Genomic DNA, 15,752 nt, shown 5'->3' with positions numbered 1-15,752 from the left:
GAAGTAGAACAGATAGAGGAGGAAAGACAAATGCGTTATGTAACTAGCTTTGAAAGGATTGGAATTGAAAAAGGTATTGAGCAAGGTATCGAACAAGGTAAAAATCAGTTACGACAAGGGTTAATTAAGGGTATTTCTTTGGGGTTAAGGTTAAAGTTTGGGGAGTTGGGGACGAGTTTGTTACCAGAGATTGAAGCGATCGCATCTGTCGATACATTGTCTGCTGTGTTGGATGCGATCGCAACTTTTGATACAGTCGAACAATTACGTCAGGTTTATCAACCTGCAAGCGAATAATTTGGTTGCGATCGCTCTTGAATTTTAATAGCACCGCAATCGCACAATCCCCACAAACCAAAAGCGATAAGCGAAGCTTAATGCCAAGGGCATATCGCACCTCACCAAAAACCCGATCGCACTTCCCAAAAAACCAAACCGCGATTGCATCTCCAAAAACCTGATCGCACATCCCACCGAAAGCGATCGCACTCAATATTACAGAAACCGGGTTTCTAACCCCACGAAAAATCTCAAGTCAAGTACTACAAACTCAAGAAACCGGGTTTCTAGCCCCACGCGAAAACTTAAATAATCGCTAATCGCGCTCCCAAACCCCAAAACGCGATATTCTCGATACACTTTCCTGAGATAATTTATTAGGAAAAACTATTAAAATCGACTGGAATGACTAATCCTCAAACCGAATATGATTCGCCTTGGAAAGATATTTTACAATTGTATTTTCAAGAGTTTATGTTATTCTTTTTTCCTCAAGCACACGCAGAAATTGATTGGACGCGAGAACCTGTATTTCTTGATAAAGAGCTACAGCAAGTAGTTCGGGATGCGGAACTGGGAAAACGGCTCGTTGACAAGTTGGTAAAACTTTATCGCAAGGATGGGGAAGAATCTTGGGTACTCGCCCATATGGAGGTACAAGGACAGGCTGAGGATGAATTTTCTCGGCGTATGTATACTTATAATTATCGTATCTTCGATTGTTATAATCGTCCGGTAGCTTCGATTGCAGTTTTGGGTGATACAAGCACAAATTGGCGACCAAATCAGTTTGGTTATAATTTATTTGGTTGTCAGGTGGATTTTCAATTTCCGATTGTCAAGCTGATTGACTATCGAGAACGACAAGCGGAGTTGGAAGCGAGCGATAATCCCTTTGCTACGGTTGTTATGGCTCATTTGGTAGCGTTAGAAACTCGTGATAATCGTGGAGAACGCAAACAGCAAAAACTGGCTTTGGTGCGTAGGTTGTATGAGAAGGGTTTCGAGCGGGAAGAAGTAATTAATTTGTTTCAGTTTATTGACTGGATGTTGACGCTACCATTGGAATTAGAGCGGGAGTTTTGGCAAGAATATCGTGAATACGAGGAGACTAAAAATATGCGTTATGTAACTAGTGTTGAGCGTATTGGGATTGAGCAAGGTACTAAACAAGGATTAATTAAGGGTATTGATTTGGGTTTAAGGCTTAAGTTTGGGGATTTGGGGACGAGTTTATTACCGGAGATTGAAGCGATCGCGGATGTGAATGTTTTATCTAATATTTTAGAAGCAATCGCAACTGTAGAAACACTACAACAATTGCGGCAAATCTATCAACCAATAAACGAGTAAATACAAGCGATCGCACATCCCCACAAACCAAACGCGATAAGCGGAGCTTAATGCCAAAGGCATATCGCACACTCCCCAACAAACCAAAACGCGATCGCACATCCCCAAAAACCAAACGCGATAAGCGGAGCTTAATGCCAAAGGCATATCGCACACCCCAAAAGCCCAAAAGCGATCGCACAAACCCCATAAATCCAAACCCGATCGCACAATCCCAAACAAACCCATAACATGCGATCGCAATCCCCCAAAAACCAAACCGCGATCGCACCTCACCAAAACCCAATCGCATCTCCCCAAAAACCCAAAACCGCGATCGCACATCCACCAAAACCCGATCGCACAATCCCATCAAACCAAACGCGATCGCACATCCCAAAAACGCGATCGCATATCCCCACAAACCCCAAACCGCGATCGCACCTTCCCAACAAACCCAAACGCGATCGCAATCCACCAAAAACCAAAATGCGATCGCACTCCCACCAAAAACCAAACGCGATCGCAATCCCATCAAACCCCAAAAGCGATAAGCGAAGCTTAATGCCAAGGGCATATCGCACAATCCCAAACCCAAAAGCACACGGCACAAATATCCCTGACTTCTTCGTTCATGTTTTGCTTATCACCCCATTATTCCCTAGAAGTCGGGGATATGTTTATAGCACCCCAAAGACCCAAAACGCGATAAGCGGAGCTTAATACAATCATACATAGGGTCTGCTGAAAAACTCCACAAAGGGAATCTAGATGCCACACAGCTTGAATAATGGTGGTTTTGGAGGTCAAATCCAAAATTCACCCCGCGATTTTCCGCCAAAGTGCATGGATTTTGAGCCTTTAAATCCCATAACCTTGCACTTGTTTACCTTCAAAATGGTTAAAACTCATATTTGGCAAAGGTTATAGCTTTATTCAGCAAGCCCTACATATCGCACCCACAAACCAAATATGATAAGCAGAATTAACACCAAGGGCATATCACAAACCAAAATTCAAAAACCAGTATATTTTTTAAACTTGCGATGTAGTTGATTGGGAAGATTTTGTTGATTTTTTCTTGGGGGGTAAAGTTACCGAGTGTTTACCACTTTCTGATTGTCTTCTTCGCCAGTCTGCAAACATTGCAGCCACTTCATAATTAAATGATTCAGCATGAGTTTCGCGGAATTTATATATTTCTTCTAAAATTTCATTTGTTAGCATTCTATTATCCTATCATTTCGTAGGGAGTACAAATTGTTGGCAATTCATAACCAAATTCCGAACAAATTTGTGTGAGTTTTTTCTGGATATGGGCATTTGCAATATGCTTACAATTCCAGGTTAACAAATAATCCATCCCATGAACTGTAGCAATCGCGATATGTGCTGCATCGTTAGCTGCTTTTGCAGGAAGGTTTGTTTTTGATAAAAATTGGATTACGAGTTCTTGGGCAAGTTCGGAAGGTTCTAATAATGTTATACTTTGTAACATTTGAATTCTTTGCTCGGCAATTTCGGAATCTCCTAAGGCAGCTTCATCTAATACGATTTGTGAGGCGTAGAGGTCTAAACTTCCACGACAATTGTCCCACCAATCTTTTGTTACTTCAATGTTCGCAGCAAGTATCAGGTTTTTGGTAGAGCGAGCTGTTAAGTAACCAAATATACTTGTTTCGATGTATGCTGTTTCGTTCATGTGGAACAATTTATTGACTTTTTAAATCTTAAATCAAATCAATAGAAAAAGCGATCGCACTCCACAAAAACCAAACCGCGATCGCACCTTCCCAACAAACCCAAACGCGATCGCAATCCACCAAAAACCAAAATGCGATCGCAATTCCACTTAGCTAAAGCACCACAAATATCCCTGACTTCTAGCCCAGAATAGGGGTGAAAAGCCAAATCTCTTCAAAGAAGTCAGGGATATGCTCTATTGCACACCTATCGCATCTCCATAACCTTAGAATTTAACCCTAAACTTTATGAACCAAGGATTCGTCTATTTCAACCCCTAAATCTTTTTGATAGAAATTGAGTAAACCTGCTAAAACAATTTCTCTAGAAAATTGTTCTTCTGCTCGCTTTCTCGCATTTTGACCAAGACGCAAGCGTAAAAGTGGATCGGATGCTAATTGGATAATTGCGTTAGCAAGAGCTTCTTCATCGTCAAAAGGAACTAATAAACCTGTTTGATTATGTACGATTGCACAGCGAACACCTGGAATATCTGTACCTATTAAAGGTTTTCCTGCTGCTGCGGCTTCTAATAAAGAGTAAGGAAAGCCTTCATGTTTGCTTGGTAAAGTTAATGCGTCACAAGCTGCATAAAATTCTCGCAAGTCTTTTAAATAACCAAGTCCTTTAACTCCTACAACATTACGTCCCAATACATTATCGCACTCAGCATCTGTACAGCCTGCAATGAGAAGATAATTATTTTTTAGACCCAAACCAGACTTTTCCCATGCTTTTAATAATAGATGAAACCCTTTACGTTTAACAGGTCTTCCTACGTAAGCTAAAACAAAATTTGCTTTGCTAACACCAAATTTTTCTTTTGCTTTTTTAACAAAATCTGTACTAAATTCAAAATCATTTAGATTGATTCCTACAGCAGAGCCATTGGCAATTACTGCACCTTTACTTTTCGGTAAAAGACCATCAACTTGTGCTACTTCTAAATTAGAATTGCTGACTAGCAATACATGAGTGGCTAACCTTATATTTAAAATTTCTAAACTTCGTAATAACCATCGCAAAATCCCTTGATATCCCAAATAAGGTAAACCATGATTGTGATATATTCGCACAGGTATTTTTTCAAGGTATGCAGCTAGAAGTGGAATAACAGATGCACGGCTTTGGTGAGCGTGAAGAATTTTAGGTTTGCTTTCTCTTAGTTGATTGCAAAAGTTGGATAATCTACGATAAAACTGGAAAGGATTTATAACTAAATCACTAGAAATTAGTTGCTTTGGTACATTCAGTTGTTGAATGACACTGGTATGCTTGAGATTATTTTCAACCCAAAGTTCTGTCTCGATACCGTTTTTATTTAAGAAAACAACAAGCGGCATTACAAAAGAACGAGCGCTGACTGGAAAATGGATATTATGAACTACTTTAACCATTATTATTTTTATTCCATATATAATATTCTTTGATAATTACAAAATTATTTCATACATGATTTAATTAAATAATTTGCTTCTTCAAAAAATATTTTATAGTTGTACGAACTGTAGCTTTTAAAAAACCTAGAATAGTAATCGAGATGGAGCTTATAAAAGGTAGTCTGTGACGTAAACGAACTTTTAATGCTTCAATATTTGCCAGATAGTAATTACTAGATAGCCCTGGTGGACAAGCGATTGTGATAACTTCGTTTATATAAACAAATGGTACTGATTTTTTATAAAGACGGCACAATAAATCATAGTCCGCAGCAATTTTGAAAGAATCATCAAATAGCCCATAATTTTTATAAATAGATGCAGATATAAAAGTAGATGGGTGAGGAATCATTCTATAGGGAAATTGTCTAGATTTTGCAGACATGAGTATCCATTGATCGTTCTGATTTATGAATAACTTACAATCTCCAACATATACAGATGATAACTGCTCTTTTTCGTAGTAATTAACCACTATTTCTATTGCTTCTTCTTTATACATATCACCAGCATTAATAATACCAATTAAACTACCATTACTAAGAGAAATACCTTTATTCATTGCATCATAAATACCATTATCAGCTTCACTTATCCAATAGTCGATATCATTTTCGTACTTTCTCAGTATATCCAATGTATTATCAGTACTACCACCATCTATCAAAATATACTCTATATTTTCGTATGATTGATTGATAACACTTTTAATCGTACTTTCCAAACTTTTATCCGCATTAAAGACAACTGTTATGATAGTAACTAATAACTGGTTTGAATCAACATCTGTTTTCGTAACACCATTTACTTTTAATCCACCTTTTAATTCTAATGTATCTATTTGTTTATTAGAATAATCTGATATAGTTGGAATTTTCATTGTATATATTATGAGATGAGCAATACTTTAATTCGTTCTAGATTGTTTTTGGCTATTACTATAATTACCCCAAGGTAATGCTAACAAGAGCCAAAAATGTCGCCAGTGGATAGTATCAATTACTAGACTATTCATAAGTATTCCAATAATTGAGGAGGTAAAGATTATAAAAAGTTTCTGATGTTCATAGTTTGATTTTAATGCATAATGGAAACTGCGACTCAAAGTTATCAAAATGAAGCTCATAAAACTTATAAAACCCAAAAATGAAGTTTCTACGAATAATCGTATATACAAGCTATGAGAAGAAATTGGATATACAATTTCAAACTGTCCTGGACCAACCCCGATAAAAGGATTATTAGTAAAATAATCTAATCCCATTTCTTGTGATTCAAATCTGTCATTATCATAACTCTGATAGCTAAAACGTTGGGTAAAAAAATCTGCAATTTCTGGTTGAGTTCTTAATAAGATAGCAAGTATTAATATAAATATGAAAGCAATAAATCCGTAGGATAAAAATCGACGTAATCTAATTTTTAATGAGCCAGATGTAGCAAAATTAAGCAAGATATAGACCGAGAGCGAGACTATATAATTAAACCAAGAAGCACGAGAAAAACTTAGAAAAGTCCCTAATGATGTGGTAATAAAAACAAATAGCCACTTTAGTCGAAGTAAATTCTTTGATGATTCAAAGTTCAATAATGAATATAAAGTAACTGGTATAAGAAAGGAACCGAAGACATTTGGGTCTTTAAATAAAACTTGAAGACGATAATTACCGTATACTATAAAGTCTATAGGTATTATTCTAAATAAACCACAAATTCCTAAGATTACTGCAAAAAGTGAGGCAAACGTATAACCATAAAAAATAGTGAGTATACCTTTCCTCTCAAACTTTCTCCATATTTCAATAAATAACCACCAAGATAAGATGAGATAAAATTTTGTGGTCAAGCTAATAATTCCTCTTACTACATCTACTAAAGCGAAGCTAGCTAAAAGATTAAATATAATATAAGAGAATAAAAAGAAAGCAGGCACAGCTAGTTTAGAAGGGTTTTCAAAAAAGCTGAAAAGCCCCCACAGAAAAGCAAATATTACTAAAATATCAGTTGGCGCAGGTTCAATAAAAACAATAGAGCTTAACCCTACTAAAAGTAGAATAAGTCTGAGATATATATTATCTAAAAAATATTTTTCTGTTTTCAACATTATAACTATTTACATAATTATTTTATAGGAAATATTCTGAGCATACTAATAGTATAATTATGTAAGATTAGATTTTTAACTTTATCTTATCTTCAATTGTTCCAATTATTTTTCATATAACTTCTTGATAAAGTTTTAAATAATTGTCAGCTTGTTTCCTAAGGGTAAAGTCTTTTACTACTTTTTGTCTCGCTTTTATTGATAATTTTAGCCACCTAGATTTATTGTCTAAGACCCAAACGATTCCTCTAGCTAAGTCTTGTGTATCAAAAGGTTTAGCTAGATAGCCATTTTGCTGATGTTCAATCATGTCAGGCATTCCTCCAATGTCAAAAGCAACACAAGGAGTGCCGCAAGCTAGAGATTCCATTATTGTATTAGGTAAGTTATCTTCCAGTGAAGGAGCCACAAATACATCTGCTGCTGCATATAATTGAGCTATAGTATTTTCATCATTTAATTTACCAAGATAATGGGTTTTAAAGCCTAAATCAGGTGAATCATTTAGCTTTTTCGCACCAAAAATAATTAATTCACATTGACTACTCCAATCAGTTTTGCTAAGGTTTTCCAATCCAACTTTTAATAAATGAAACCCTTTACGTTGATCGGTAGTTGAATTCTCAGCACCAAATAGGATTAAATATTTATCTTGAGGTAGTTTGAACTTTTCTCTTACTAAATATTGCTCAAATGGCTTATAAATTTCTGTGTCCAAACCGTAGGGAATAACTTCAACTCTCCAATCTTTAAATAATGAACTGGAACTAGCACAATTTGCTAGCCAACGGCTAGGAGTGACAACTGTAATATTTAAATTTGCCCAGGCTTTGGCTTTGCGCTGCCATACCCAACTAGACAAATCTAAATTATATTTTGGTGGCATTTGCGGACAATTTCCACACTGTTCTTGATACCGAGTACATTCTTGAGAATAGTGACATCCACCTGTGAAAGCCCACATATCATGCAGTGTCCATACAATAGGCTTATTCAATTTAGCTATTGTTTCTATGTTTATCAGTCCCCCTGATATCCAGTGAAGATTTATTACGTCTGGAGCTATCTCAGCAACCTTAGATTCTATAGAATTTGGTAACCATTGTAGTGAGAATGGAGTTATTTTAGTTGGATCAGAAGACCTAAAAAATAGCTTTGGAAAAGAGTCTAAGCGGGGTCTCAATTTGGGAAACTTTTGAACTATTTTTGAGCCTGTGGTGATGACACTTGAATCATTACTAAATTTCACTTGCACAAGCATCTGGGAATTAACACCCATATTTTCCAAACCATTATACAGCCGATATGCCGCTTTTGCTGCACCACCACGAGTATCGTATGTGCTAAGATGTAAAACTTTCAATAACAAACTCCTTTCAATGTTACCAAGTGATTTAATTTATCCATAGACCTAACATAAAGTTTTTCATCTATTTTTTAGGATTATTAGTAAAGCAGGTTTCAACTTATATTTTTATTTTTTCAACACCTGGTTTTTTAAATGCCTCTGCATAGTTTTTATCTGTATTTTTTTTGAAATTTCTATATCCAATATGAAATATTCGCAATAATGGAAATAAATATTTTGATATATTTTCTAGATTGCGAATATTTTCCAATTCAATTGATTTTGATTTTGACTTCTTATATATACAAATAGGAGTATTTTTTATTTTTTCAACAATATCCAAACCCATTAATTGTGCAAAGAGTTTAAAGGTATAGCGAAAATGAAATGCTGTAGGTAAGTGACACTTAATTACTGGATAAAAACAGTTAACAATTATTAAATAGCCACCAACTTTTACACTGCCAATCATTTCCGCAAATAAACTTAAAGGATCAGTCACATGTTCTAGTACATCAGTACTAACTAGGCAGTCATATTGGTTACTTAATGAATTAATAAACTTGATGTTAGTACATGATATTGACTTTTCAACAGCTAATTGATTGGGATGAGGTTCATAAATGTCAATTATCATATTTTTATCATTCTGTGCAATCAGACGAGCAAGTGTTCCAAAACCACCTCCGTAATCTACAACCGAATTAATTTCGTTTTTATTGCTATTTATCCAATCAGCAATAATGCGACGATTTTGCATAGAAAGTTCGTGCTGCTCAATAAATAAACCATTTAGTAACCAAATAGGATGATTGTAAAATAAACTTAGCTTTTCCATATCTATTTTTTGATTATCACAGCCTAATTCATCCCAGACATCATCCATTAGCTGCCAAAGTTCTTCAAGTTCTATTTCCTTTAATTGATTAGTGATAATCAGTTGTTCAATTTTTTTATCAATGTTGGATTCTTTGTTTGATGTGCCTATACTAGAATTGTTCATACTTAAGTTATCCATATTATTTAATGTTTACTACCGAATCATTTAATTAGATAATACCTAATTTTTTGATTAACCTTATAAGTATTATTGGTTTATAAAAAAGAGTTCTTTGAGTCAAAGAATCTGCTTTTTCATTACGAATCACAAAAGAAGGATGCTGAAGTAGAAATCTCATTTCTTCAGCAGGTATATTTGCAAAAATATTTTTTTTGCTCTTAGTATGAGTTCCTTCATTACCAAAGCCAATATTAGAAACCAAATTGACATTAGGCAAAATTGTTAACCCATTCTGAAGCCAACAGCAATATGTCCATATATAATCCCAAGTATCTATCTTTCCTTCATAAGTCCTCTGAAATATGTTCTCCCAATATTTCACCGATGATGAATCACAAAAAATATCCTTAAGCCAGCCTTCATCACGAACTTTTTCCCAATTTTTCATCTCAATATCATAATGTTGCCATGCTCGTCGCCAAGATGCCCAACCCCAACAGTGATTATAGCGAGAAAAATAGTAACTATCTTTATTTCTAGTCTTCCCAAATTGAAAATTATCACCAGATATTGTCATAATCCGGTTATCATCTCGATACTTATCTAGTAATTCCTCACAAAAAGGGAAGAAAGTTGGATGGGGTAGACAATCGTCTTCAAGAATTATTGCTTCTTCAACATTCTCAAATACCCAATCTAGTCCACTTGCAACCCTTTTTTTACAGCCCAAATTAACATCGGAATAATTAGTTAATACCTCACAATCCCAATCAACCTGCTTAATAATTTCACGAGCAGCTTGACACTTTTCTGCTTCACCAGGTCTATCTGGACGGGGACCATCAGCAACAACTAATAGCTTAGGAGGTTTAGCTTGACGTATAGCTTCAAAAACTTTTTCTGTTGTGTCAGGACGATTAAATATTAAAAATGCTACTGGAGTTTTCATCTTTTAGTATTTTTAAAAATTGAAGTATTTCTTAACTTGTGGCAAAAAGCTTTTATTAATAGCAATTATATTTTGATAAGCAAACACTTCACAATAAATAGGACTATATTCACTTATATCGAGTAAAGCATCTGGAAGAAGTCTATAAAAAGAATAATTAATTAAGATGTCTTTAAAATCTTTAAAAAAAACTTTACTAATAACATTCATCTCATTAAATTCAAAGTGGATTATATCAATTAGTTGTTCAGAGATAGCTTGTTTAGCTCCTTTAAGGACTTTCAATTCATTGCCTTCTGTATCAATTTTCAATAGACGAATATTAGAAATCTTATAATCCTTCATAAATTCATCTATTGTAGTTACATTTACTTCCAAGCTTTTGGAAGCCCCTTTATGTATTGTTTCAATAACTGCACGATGAAGAGATGCATGAGATGAACCATTGTCGCTATCCTCATAGTCATATAGTTTAAGCGTTCCTGACTCATCACTACAAGCTGTATTTAGTGCAATATATTTGTGCTGATTTGCTTCATACTGAAGCTTCTTAAATGTTTGAGGATGAGGTTCAAATGCATAAATATTTGCACTTGATGTAAAACTTCTAGCTTTGTTTGAGTAGCACCCAATATTTGCTCCTACATCAACTATTACAGAATTATTACAGATGACGGATACTTTTTTCAAGAACAAATTTTCGCCGCTTAAGTTGTCATTTTCAAAATTGAGAACTCCCATACCCCTTAAACTTAATGTATACATCAATTTATTAAAATTGAAAAATATTTTTCTTGCAAAGAGTGTTCTATACAAGCTGATACTGAATTTAAGAATGTTTTGTTTGATCAATCGTTTCATATTTTGGTTCTCCGTTAACTTCATTAGATAGTCTTAGTAAGATACAAAGGTACTTTTTATAAGTTAATATTTATTACCATTGAACAAATATAAGTGATTTAATTTGAAGTCTAAATATTTTTCGAGTTTTGGAATGAATCGCATGACTAAAAAATGCAGCAAATGCTTGAGAAATAAAAGTAGCGATCGCAGCACCAACTCCACCATAAACAGGTATTAAAAAGAAATTCAAAACGACATTAATAATTGCCCCCATTAGAGTTCTACGAAAAGAAAGATGAGTCAAACCCTCAACCACAAACCAAGAAGATGTTGCAACTCCCATAAATACAAACAAAGAAGCCCAAACATGAATTGCCAAAATATTTCCGGCTTCCCCGTAATCATTACCAAACAGCATTGCAATAATTGTTCCAGACAGAAATGTCATCGGCACTGCAACTATAATAGAGAGTAAATTCATAAAACGCAGTAATTGCCCTATGCGATGATAATAAAGCTTTTCACTCCTTTCTTTTGCAGCGTAAATAGAAGGATTCACAGAAGAGCAAATGGCAGTAGGAATAAAATACCAAACCTCAGAAATACGAGTTGCAGCCGAGTAAATTCCCACAGCTTGATCACCAACCATTTTCCCCAACATAATCTGGTCTATTTTCATGTAAACCATGATAGTCAAACCAGATAAAATTAAAGGCCAACTTTCCTTAAGCAAATTTTTAGCAAGTGAAAAACTCCAACGCCATAATTTGATTGAATAGCCCTTCACTTTATAGGCAATCATCAAACCTATTGCAGCTAAACCAAGCTCTATCAATTTTGCCCAAGCAAAAGCAATTAAGGGAGCTTGCATTGTAATCAAACTAATTTGTAGCAGAGTGACAAAGATAAAAGCTGTATTTTTAGCAACAACTGTGTACTTGGACTGCACTTGCGATTGAAACAAAAGGTCAATAGTGTCAAAAGATTCAAAAAAACCTCCAGTCGCTAATATTAGTACAAGCCAAATCGTTAAACTATCACTACGGAATAAGAAAGCACAACCAACAGCTAATGATAAAGATATAACTCCACCAAATATTTTCAACCAAAAAGTTGTACCTAAAATTTGCTCTTTATTTGATGAATCATTAACAATATTGCGAATGACGATCGCATTTAAGCCCAAAGTAGAAATTGGACTAAACAAAGCGACAAATGCCATTGCATAGTTAAAAACACCAAATTGCTTTGCCCCCAAATAACGAGCAACCCACACACCGACAAATAGAGCAACACCCATCCGCAGAATACGATCTGCAAATAGCCAACCTGTATTGGCAATAATTGCACGTAACCCAGAGCGAGATTTGAGCAGTGATAATTTTTCTTGAATCTTTAACTTACCTAGCATAATTATCAAACCCGCTCATCATTTAACCAATCCTAATCCCCGGTAACTTCACCCCCTTACCATCCACCTCACTCTTCTCATTTCCTTTCCTCCCGTAATACCCCTTGTTGTAGTAATATCCCGAACCACTATCAACATTCACCCCATTCACCACCATCCCCAACACACGCTGACTCGACTGCTCAATCATAGTTTTCGCAATACCAACCGTATCCACATTCGCCACACCAGGACGCACCACCAACAAAATCCCATCAGCCATCTTGCCCAAAAGCTGCGCTTCCGAAGCCAAAGTCAACGGAGGAGTGTCAATAATCACAAAATCATAATCCTTCCCCGTCTCCCGAATCAACGTAGCCATACTCTGAGAATCCACGATCGCAAGTGGATTCGGGGGAATAGTCCCAGCAGTCAACACATCTAAACCATATACTACCTCCTTTGTCAAGTTCACCCACTCACCCTGTCCCACCAAAGCATTGCTCAACCCCATGAAGTTCTGCAATTCCCAAATCTCATGCTGTCGCGGACGACGCATATCTGCGTCAATCAGTAGTACCCGCTTACCCATCTGCGCTTTCGCAACAGCCAAATTCGCGGCAACCAAAGACTTACCTTCACCGGGAACCGAACTCGTCACCACAATCACTCGTAATTCTTGATCGGAAACACTAAACGCCAAATTCGTCATCAGCATCTCAAAAGCCATACTCCCCGACGAATAGGGATTATCTCGCGCAGGTATTTCTGTAGCCATCTTGCCTTTCTCAGCCAAGTTAGGAACAGTCCCCAATAAGGGATAACCCAACAACCTTTTCGCTTCATCCACATTCTTGAGGGATTTATCCAAAGCTTCGAGCAACAAAGCCGTACCCGCTCCCAACAATACCCCCAAAAATCCACCCAAAGCCAAATTCAAAGGAATCTTCGGAGCAACAGGTTTTTCGGGAACCAACGCTTCAGAAACAATCCGAGCATTCCCGACTTTCTGCTGCTCAACCACCTCCACTTCCTGCAATTGCTTCTGCACTTGTTGATAGGTAGTCTGGGCAACTTCCAAACGTCGCTCCAAACCTCGTTGTCGCTGTTCCAACTTCGGTAACTGACGCATTCGTGTTTCATAGGTGATGTAGGCATTCCGCAACACTTGTACCCGTTGTAGCGCTGCTAACCTTTCCACTTCAGACTTCACCAATTCCCCAGTCAAACTCTGCTTGAGTTCACCAATCTGTAAATCCTGTTCTTTAACAGATTCCCCAACCCCAATTACCCGTCCAACTCGCTTCTCCATCTGCTGCCGAAAAGCTTGCTCCTTAGCAACCAAATTCCGCACTGATGGATGTTCTTCAGTGAATCGACTTCTGGCAACCGCCAAATCATCCTGCACTTTCTGATATTCTGCCAAGACTTGCTGAATACCAGGAGTCTGACTTAGGGTAGAAAGTTCCACAGCTTTTTGGGTAGTCAAATCCAACTGTTTTTGCAAAGTTCCAGAACGGCTTTTTGCTTCCTCCAACACAGCCAAGGCTCTAGTACTCTCCTCAGCAATATTCCGCATTCCCTCCACACCAACTTTTGCTTCTTCGGCTAAGGAAACCACTTTATTATCGTCTTTAAACCGACGCAGCGTAGCTTCCGCTTGCACCACTTTATTCTCAATCTCCGGCAACTGCTTTCGCAAAAAGTCCCTAGCAGCAGTCACTTCCGTGCGATTGGAACGAATATTGTTTTCCAAATAATTATTCATCAAGGTGTTGATTACCTTCGCAGTTTCCAAAGGATTAGTACCGCGATAAGTCAACTCCATGACATCAGTACCCTTGACACTTTTGACTTTCAAATTCTTGAGAAAATCATCAATTTCCAACGGTTTACCCTTCTTATCCTGCATCTCCAACTCATTAACAATCTTTTTAACGAGTGGATTTGAGCGAATAATTTCAGCTTCCGTTTCCAGAGGATTACTTGTGTTAGTAAGACCGCTTAATTCGCCTAATTTCTGATTTAAACCAGTTAAATTAGAAGCCTCATTTTGCTTGAGAAGTAATTTACCACTAGCCTCATAAATCGGCTTTTGCGAGTAAGTAACAAATGCCGTAATGCCGAAGACAGAACCCATCACAATGGCTGCCGCCAGCCAACGTCTTTTGAGAACTAGTAAGTACTCTTGCAGATTGATATAGTCCGTATCTTCTTCATGAGAAGGCATAAGCAAAGTCTCAATAAACTAAGGATAAACTAATAACTGGAATCATTAAAAATCAGACAATGTTTTCTCTCCAGACTAACTTATATCACATTATTAGGGAATGACAAGAAAAGCCTATCACAAAGTTAGAAAAAAAAGACGAAAATCTCCAAAATAAAATTAACAAATACTCAATCATAAATCTCAAATAAACTCTGGGAAAAGAATAAGTTTCTACTCTTCCAGAGAATATATTTGACGCAAATCTCAAGAAAGCGGGTTTCTCCCCCACGAAAAATCATCAATTAGGATGAAAAATCCTAGAAACCAGCTTTCTCCCACCACGTAAAAACTATAAATGCTTGCGTTTATTCAGTCATTTAATAAAATATGGAACCCCTCTCCAAACCTCTCCCCTTGCCAAGGGGAGAGGCTTAAGAAATTCCAGAACGGCTGTTCGTCTTCTTAACGCGATCGCAATTTGCCACAATTCATGGGTTCCTTGGTGCGATCGCAATTTATCCCAATTCGTGGGTTCCCTGGTGCGATCGCAATTCGCCACAATTCATGGGTTCCTTGGTGCGATCGCAATTGGTCGCAATTCACGGGTTCCTTGGTGCGATCGCAATTCGCCACAATTCACGGGTTGCTTGGTGCGATCGCAATTTATCCCAATTCACGGGTTGCTTGGTGCGATCGCAATTGGTCGCAATTCCTGGGTTTGTTGGTGCGATCGCAATTTGCCACAATTCGTGGGTTCCCTGGTGCGATCGCAATTTATCCCAATTCATGGGTTCCTTGGTGCGATCGCAATTCATCCCAATTCGTGGGTTTGTTGGTGCGATCGCAATTTATCCCAATTCCTGGGTTCCCTGGTGCGATCGTAATTCGCCACAATTCACGGGTTGCTTGGTGCGATCGCAATTTATCCCAATTCACGGGTTCCTTGGTGCGATCGCAATTGGTCGCAATTCCTGGGTTTGTTGGTGCGATCGCAATTGGTCGCAATTCCTGGGTTTGTTGGTGCGATCGCAATTCGTGGGTTTGTTGGTGCGATCGCAATTCATCCCAATTCATGGGTTCCTTGGTGCGATCGTAATTAAGGACGAGGTTTAG

Annotated in this window: 17 protein-coding genes and 1 pseudogene; 4 read left to right on the top strand and 14 right to left on the bottom strand. The window is 37.1% G+C overall.

Annotation, left to right across the window (positions count from 1 at the left end):
• Window positions 1-297: pseudogene (locus tag CK510_RS03880) on the top strand (hypothetical protein); the annotation flags it as partial.
• A 24-nt stretch (window positions 298-321) separates the two neighbouring features.
• Here CK510_RS03880 and CK510_RS31440 read toward each other — a convergent pair.
• On the bottom strand, window positions 322-489 hold the full coding sequence (locus tag CK510_RS31440; protein WP_158224833.1) for a hypothetical protein: 168 nt from the start codon (window positions 487-489) through the stop codon (window positions 322-324).
• 195 nt (window positions 490-684) lie between these two features.
• Here CK510_RS31440 and CK510_RS03875 point away from each other — a divergent pair, with 195 nt between their 5' ends.
• Window positions 685-1,632: an RpnC/YadD family protein gene (locus tag CK510_RS03875; RefSeq protein WP_095720438.1), complete on the top strand. Its 948-nt coding sequence runs from the start codon at window positions 685-687 to the stop codon at window positions 1,630-1,632.
• Here CK510_RS03875 and CK510_RS30830 read toward each other — a convergent pair.
• The gene (locus CK510_RS30830; protein WP_211293079.1) at window positions 1,556-2,092 is read right to left on the bottom strand and encodes a hypothetical protein; all 537 of its coding nucleotides are present in this window, start codon (window positions 2,090-2,092) and stop codon (window positions 1,556-1,558) included. The two genes, CK510_RS03875 and CK510_RS30830, sit on opposite strands and share 77 nt — an antisense overlap.
• 290 nt (window positions 2,093-2,382) lie before the next feature.
• Here CK510_RS30830 and CK510_RS32540 point away from each other — a divergent pair, with 290 nt between their 5' ends.
• Window positions 2,383-2,541: a hypothetical protein gene (locus CK510_RS32540; RefSeq protein WP_211293056.1), complete on the top strand. Its 159-nt coding sequence runs from the start codon at window positions 2,383-2,385 to the stop codon at window positions 2,539-2,541.
• A gap of 105 nt (window positions 2,542-2,646) precedes the next feature.
• Here CK510_RS32540 and CK510_RS03865 read toward each other — a convergent pair whose 3' ends face one another.
• The 12 genes from CK510_RS03865 to CK510_RS03815 all read right to left on the bottom strand — a co-directional run bounded on the left by CK510_RS03865 (window position 2,647) and on the right by CK510_RS03815 (window position 14,657).
• Complete coding sequence (locus CK510_RS03865; protein WP_095720436.1) at window positions 2,647-2,838, bottom strand: death domain-containing protein; 192 nt, start codon at window positions 2,836-2,838, stop codon at window positions 2,647-2,649.
• A gap of 4 nt (window positions 2,839-2,842) precedes the next feature.
• Window positions 2,843-3,313 carry a type II toxin-antitoxin system VapC family toxin gene (locus tag CK510_RS03860; RefSeq protein ID WP_095720435.1) on the bottom strand — a complete coding sequence of 157 codons (471 nt, stop codon included), beginning with the start codon at window positions 3,311-3,313 and terminating at the stop codon, window positions 2,843-2,845.
• Window positions 3,314-3,351: 38 nt separating this feature from the next.
• Window positions 3,352-3,522 (bottom strand): hypothetical protein, encoded by a 171-nt coding sequence (locus CK510_RS31435; RefSeq protein WP_158224832.1) that lies wholly within the window; start codon window positions 3,520-3,522, stop codon window positions 3,352-3,354.
• Window positions 3,523-3,593: 71 nt separating this feature from the next.
• Window positions 3,594-4,751, bottom strand: a complete 1,158-nt coding sequence (locus CK510_RS03855; RefSeq protein WP_095720434.1) for a glycosyltransferase family 4 protein — start codon at window positions 4,749-4,751, stop codon at window positions 3,594-3,596.
• A 64-nt stretch (window positions 4,752-4,815) separates the two neighbouring features.
• Window positions 4,816-5,673: a glycosyltransferase family 2 protein gene (locus tag CK510_RS03850; RefSeq protein WP_095720433.1), complete on the bottom strand. Its 858-nt coding sequence runs from the start codon at window positions 5,671-5,673 to the stop codon at window positions 4,816-4,818.
• Window positions 5,674-5,700: 27 nt separating this feature from the next.
• Window positions 5,701-6,897, bottom strand: a complete 1,197-nt coding sequence (locus tag CK510_RS03845; protein ID WP_095720432.1) for an O-antigen ligase family protein — start codon at window positions 6,895-6,897, stop codon at window positions 5,701-5,703.
• A 112-nt stretch (window positions 6,898-7,009) separates the two neighbouring features.
• Entirely contained in the window at window positions 7,010-8,260 is a 1,251-nt protein-coding gene (locus CK510_RS03840; protein ID WP_095720442.1) for a glycosyltransferase family 4 protein, read from the bottom strand.
• Between the two features lie 103 nt (window positions 8,261-8,363).
• Window positions 8,364-9,263 (bottom strand): class I SAM-dependent methyltransferase, encoded by a 900-nt coding sequence (locus CK510_RS03835; protein ID WP_095720431.1) that lies wholly within the window; start codon window positions 9,261-9,263, stop codon window positions 8,364-8,366.
• Between the two features lie 31 nt (window positions 9,264-9,294).
• Window positions 9,295-10,194, bottom strand: a complete 900-nt coding sequence (locus CK510_RS03830) for a glycosyltransferase family 2 protein (protein WP_095720430.1) — start codon at window positions 10,192-10,194, stop codon at window positions 9,295-9,297.
• Between the two features lie 12 nt (window positions 10,195-10,206).
• Window positions 10,207-11,055: an FkbM family methyltransferase gene (locus CK510_RS03825; protein ID WP_095720429.1), complete on the bottom strand. Its 849-nt coding sequence runs from the start codon at window positions 11,053-11,055 to the stop codon at window positions 10,207-10,209.
• 73 nt (window positions 11,056-11,128) lie between these two features.
• On the bottom strand, window positions 11,129-12,448 hold the full coding sequence (locus CK510_RS03820) for a flippase (RefSeq protein ID WP_095720428.1): 1,320 nt from the start codon (window positions 12,446-12,448) through the stop codon (window positions 11,129-11,131).
• Between the two features lie 22 nt (window positions 12,449-12,470).
• Complete coding sequence (locus CK510_RS03815) at window positions 12,471-14,657, bottom strand: GumC family protein (RefSeq protein WP_095720427.1); 2,187 nt, start codon at window positions 14,655-14,657, stop codon at window positions 12,471-12,473.
• A gap of 460 nt (window positions 14,658-15,117) precedes the next feature.
• On the opposite strand from CK510_RS03815, the gene CK510_RS03810 reads away from it, so the two are divergent.
• The gene (locus CK510_RS03810) at window positions 15,118-15,735 is read left to right on the top strand and encodes a hypothetical protein (protein WP_143289215.1); all 618 of its coding nucleotides are present in this window, start codon (window positions 15,118-15,120) and stop codon (window positions 15,733-15,735) included.
• Window positions 15,736-15,752 lie beyond the last annotated feature (17 nt).

Source organism: Brunnivagina elsteri CCALA 953, from assembly GCF_002289455.1.
In the GTDB taxonomy this organism is placed as follows: domain Bacteria; phylum Cyanobacteriota; class Cyanobacteriia; order Cyanobacteriales; family Nostocaceae; genus Brunnivagina; species Brunnivagina elsteri.
This window is presented reverse-complemented; position numbering and strand designations above follow the sequence as displayed.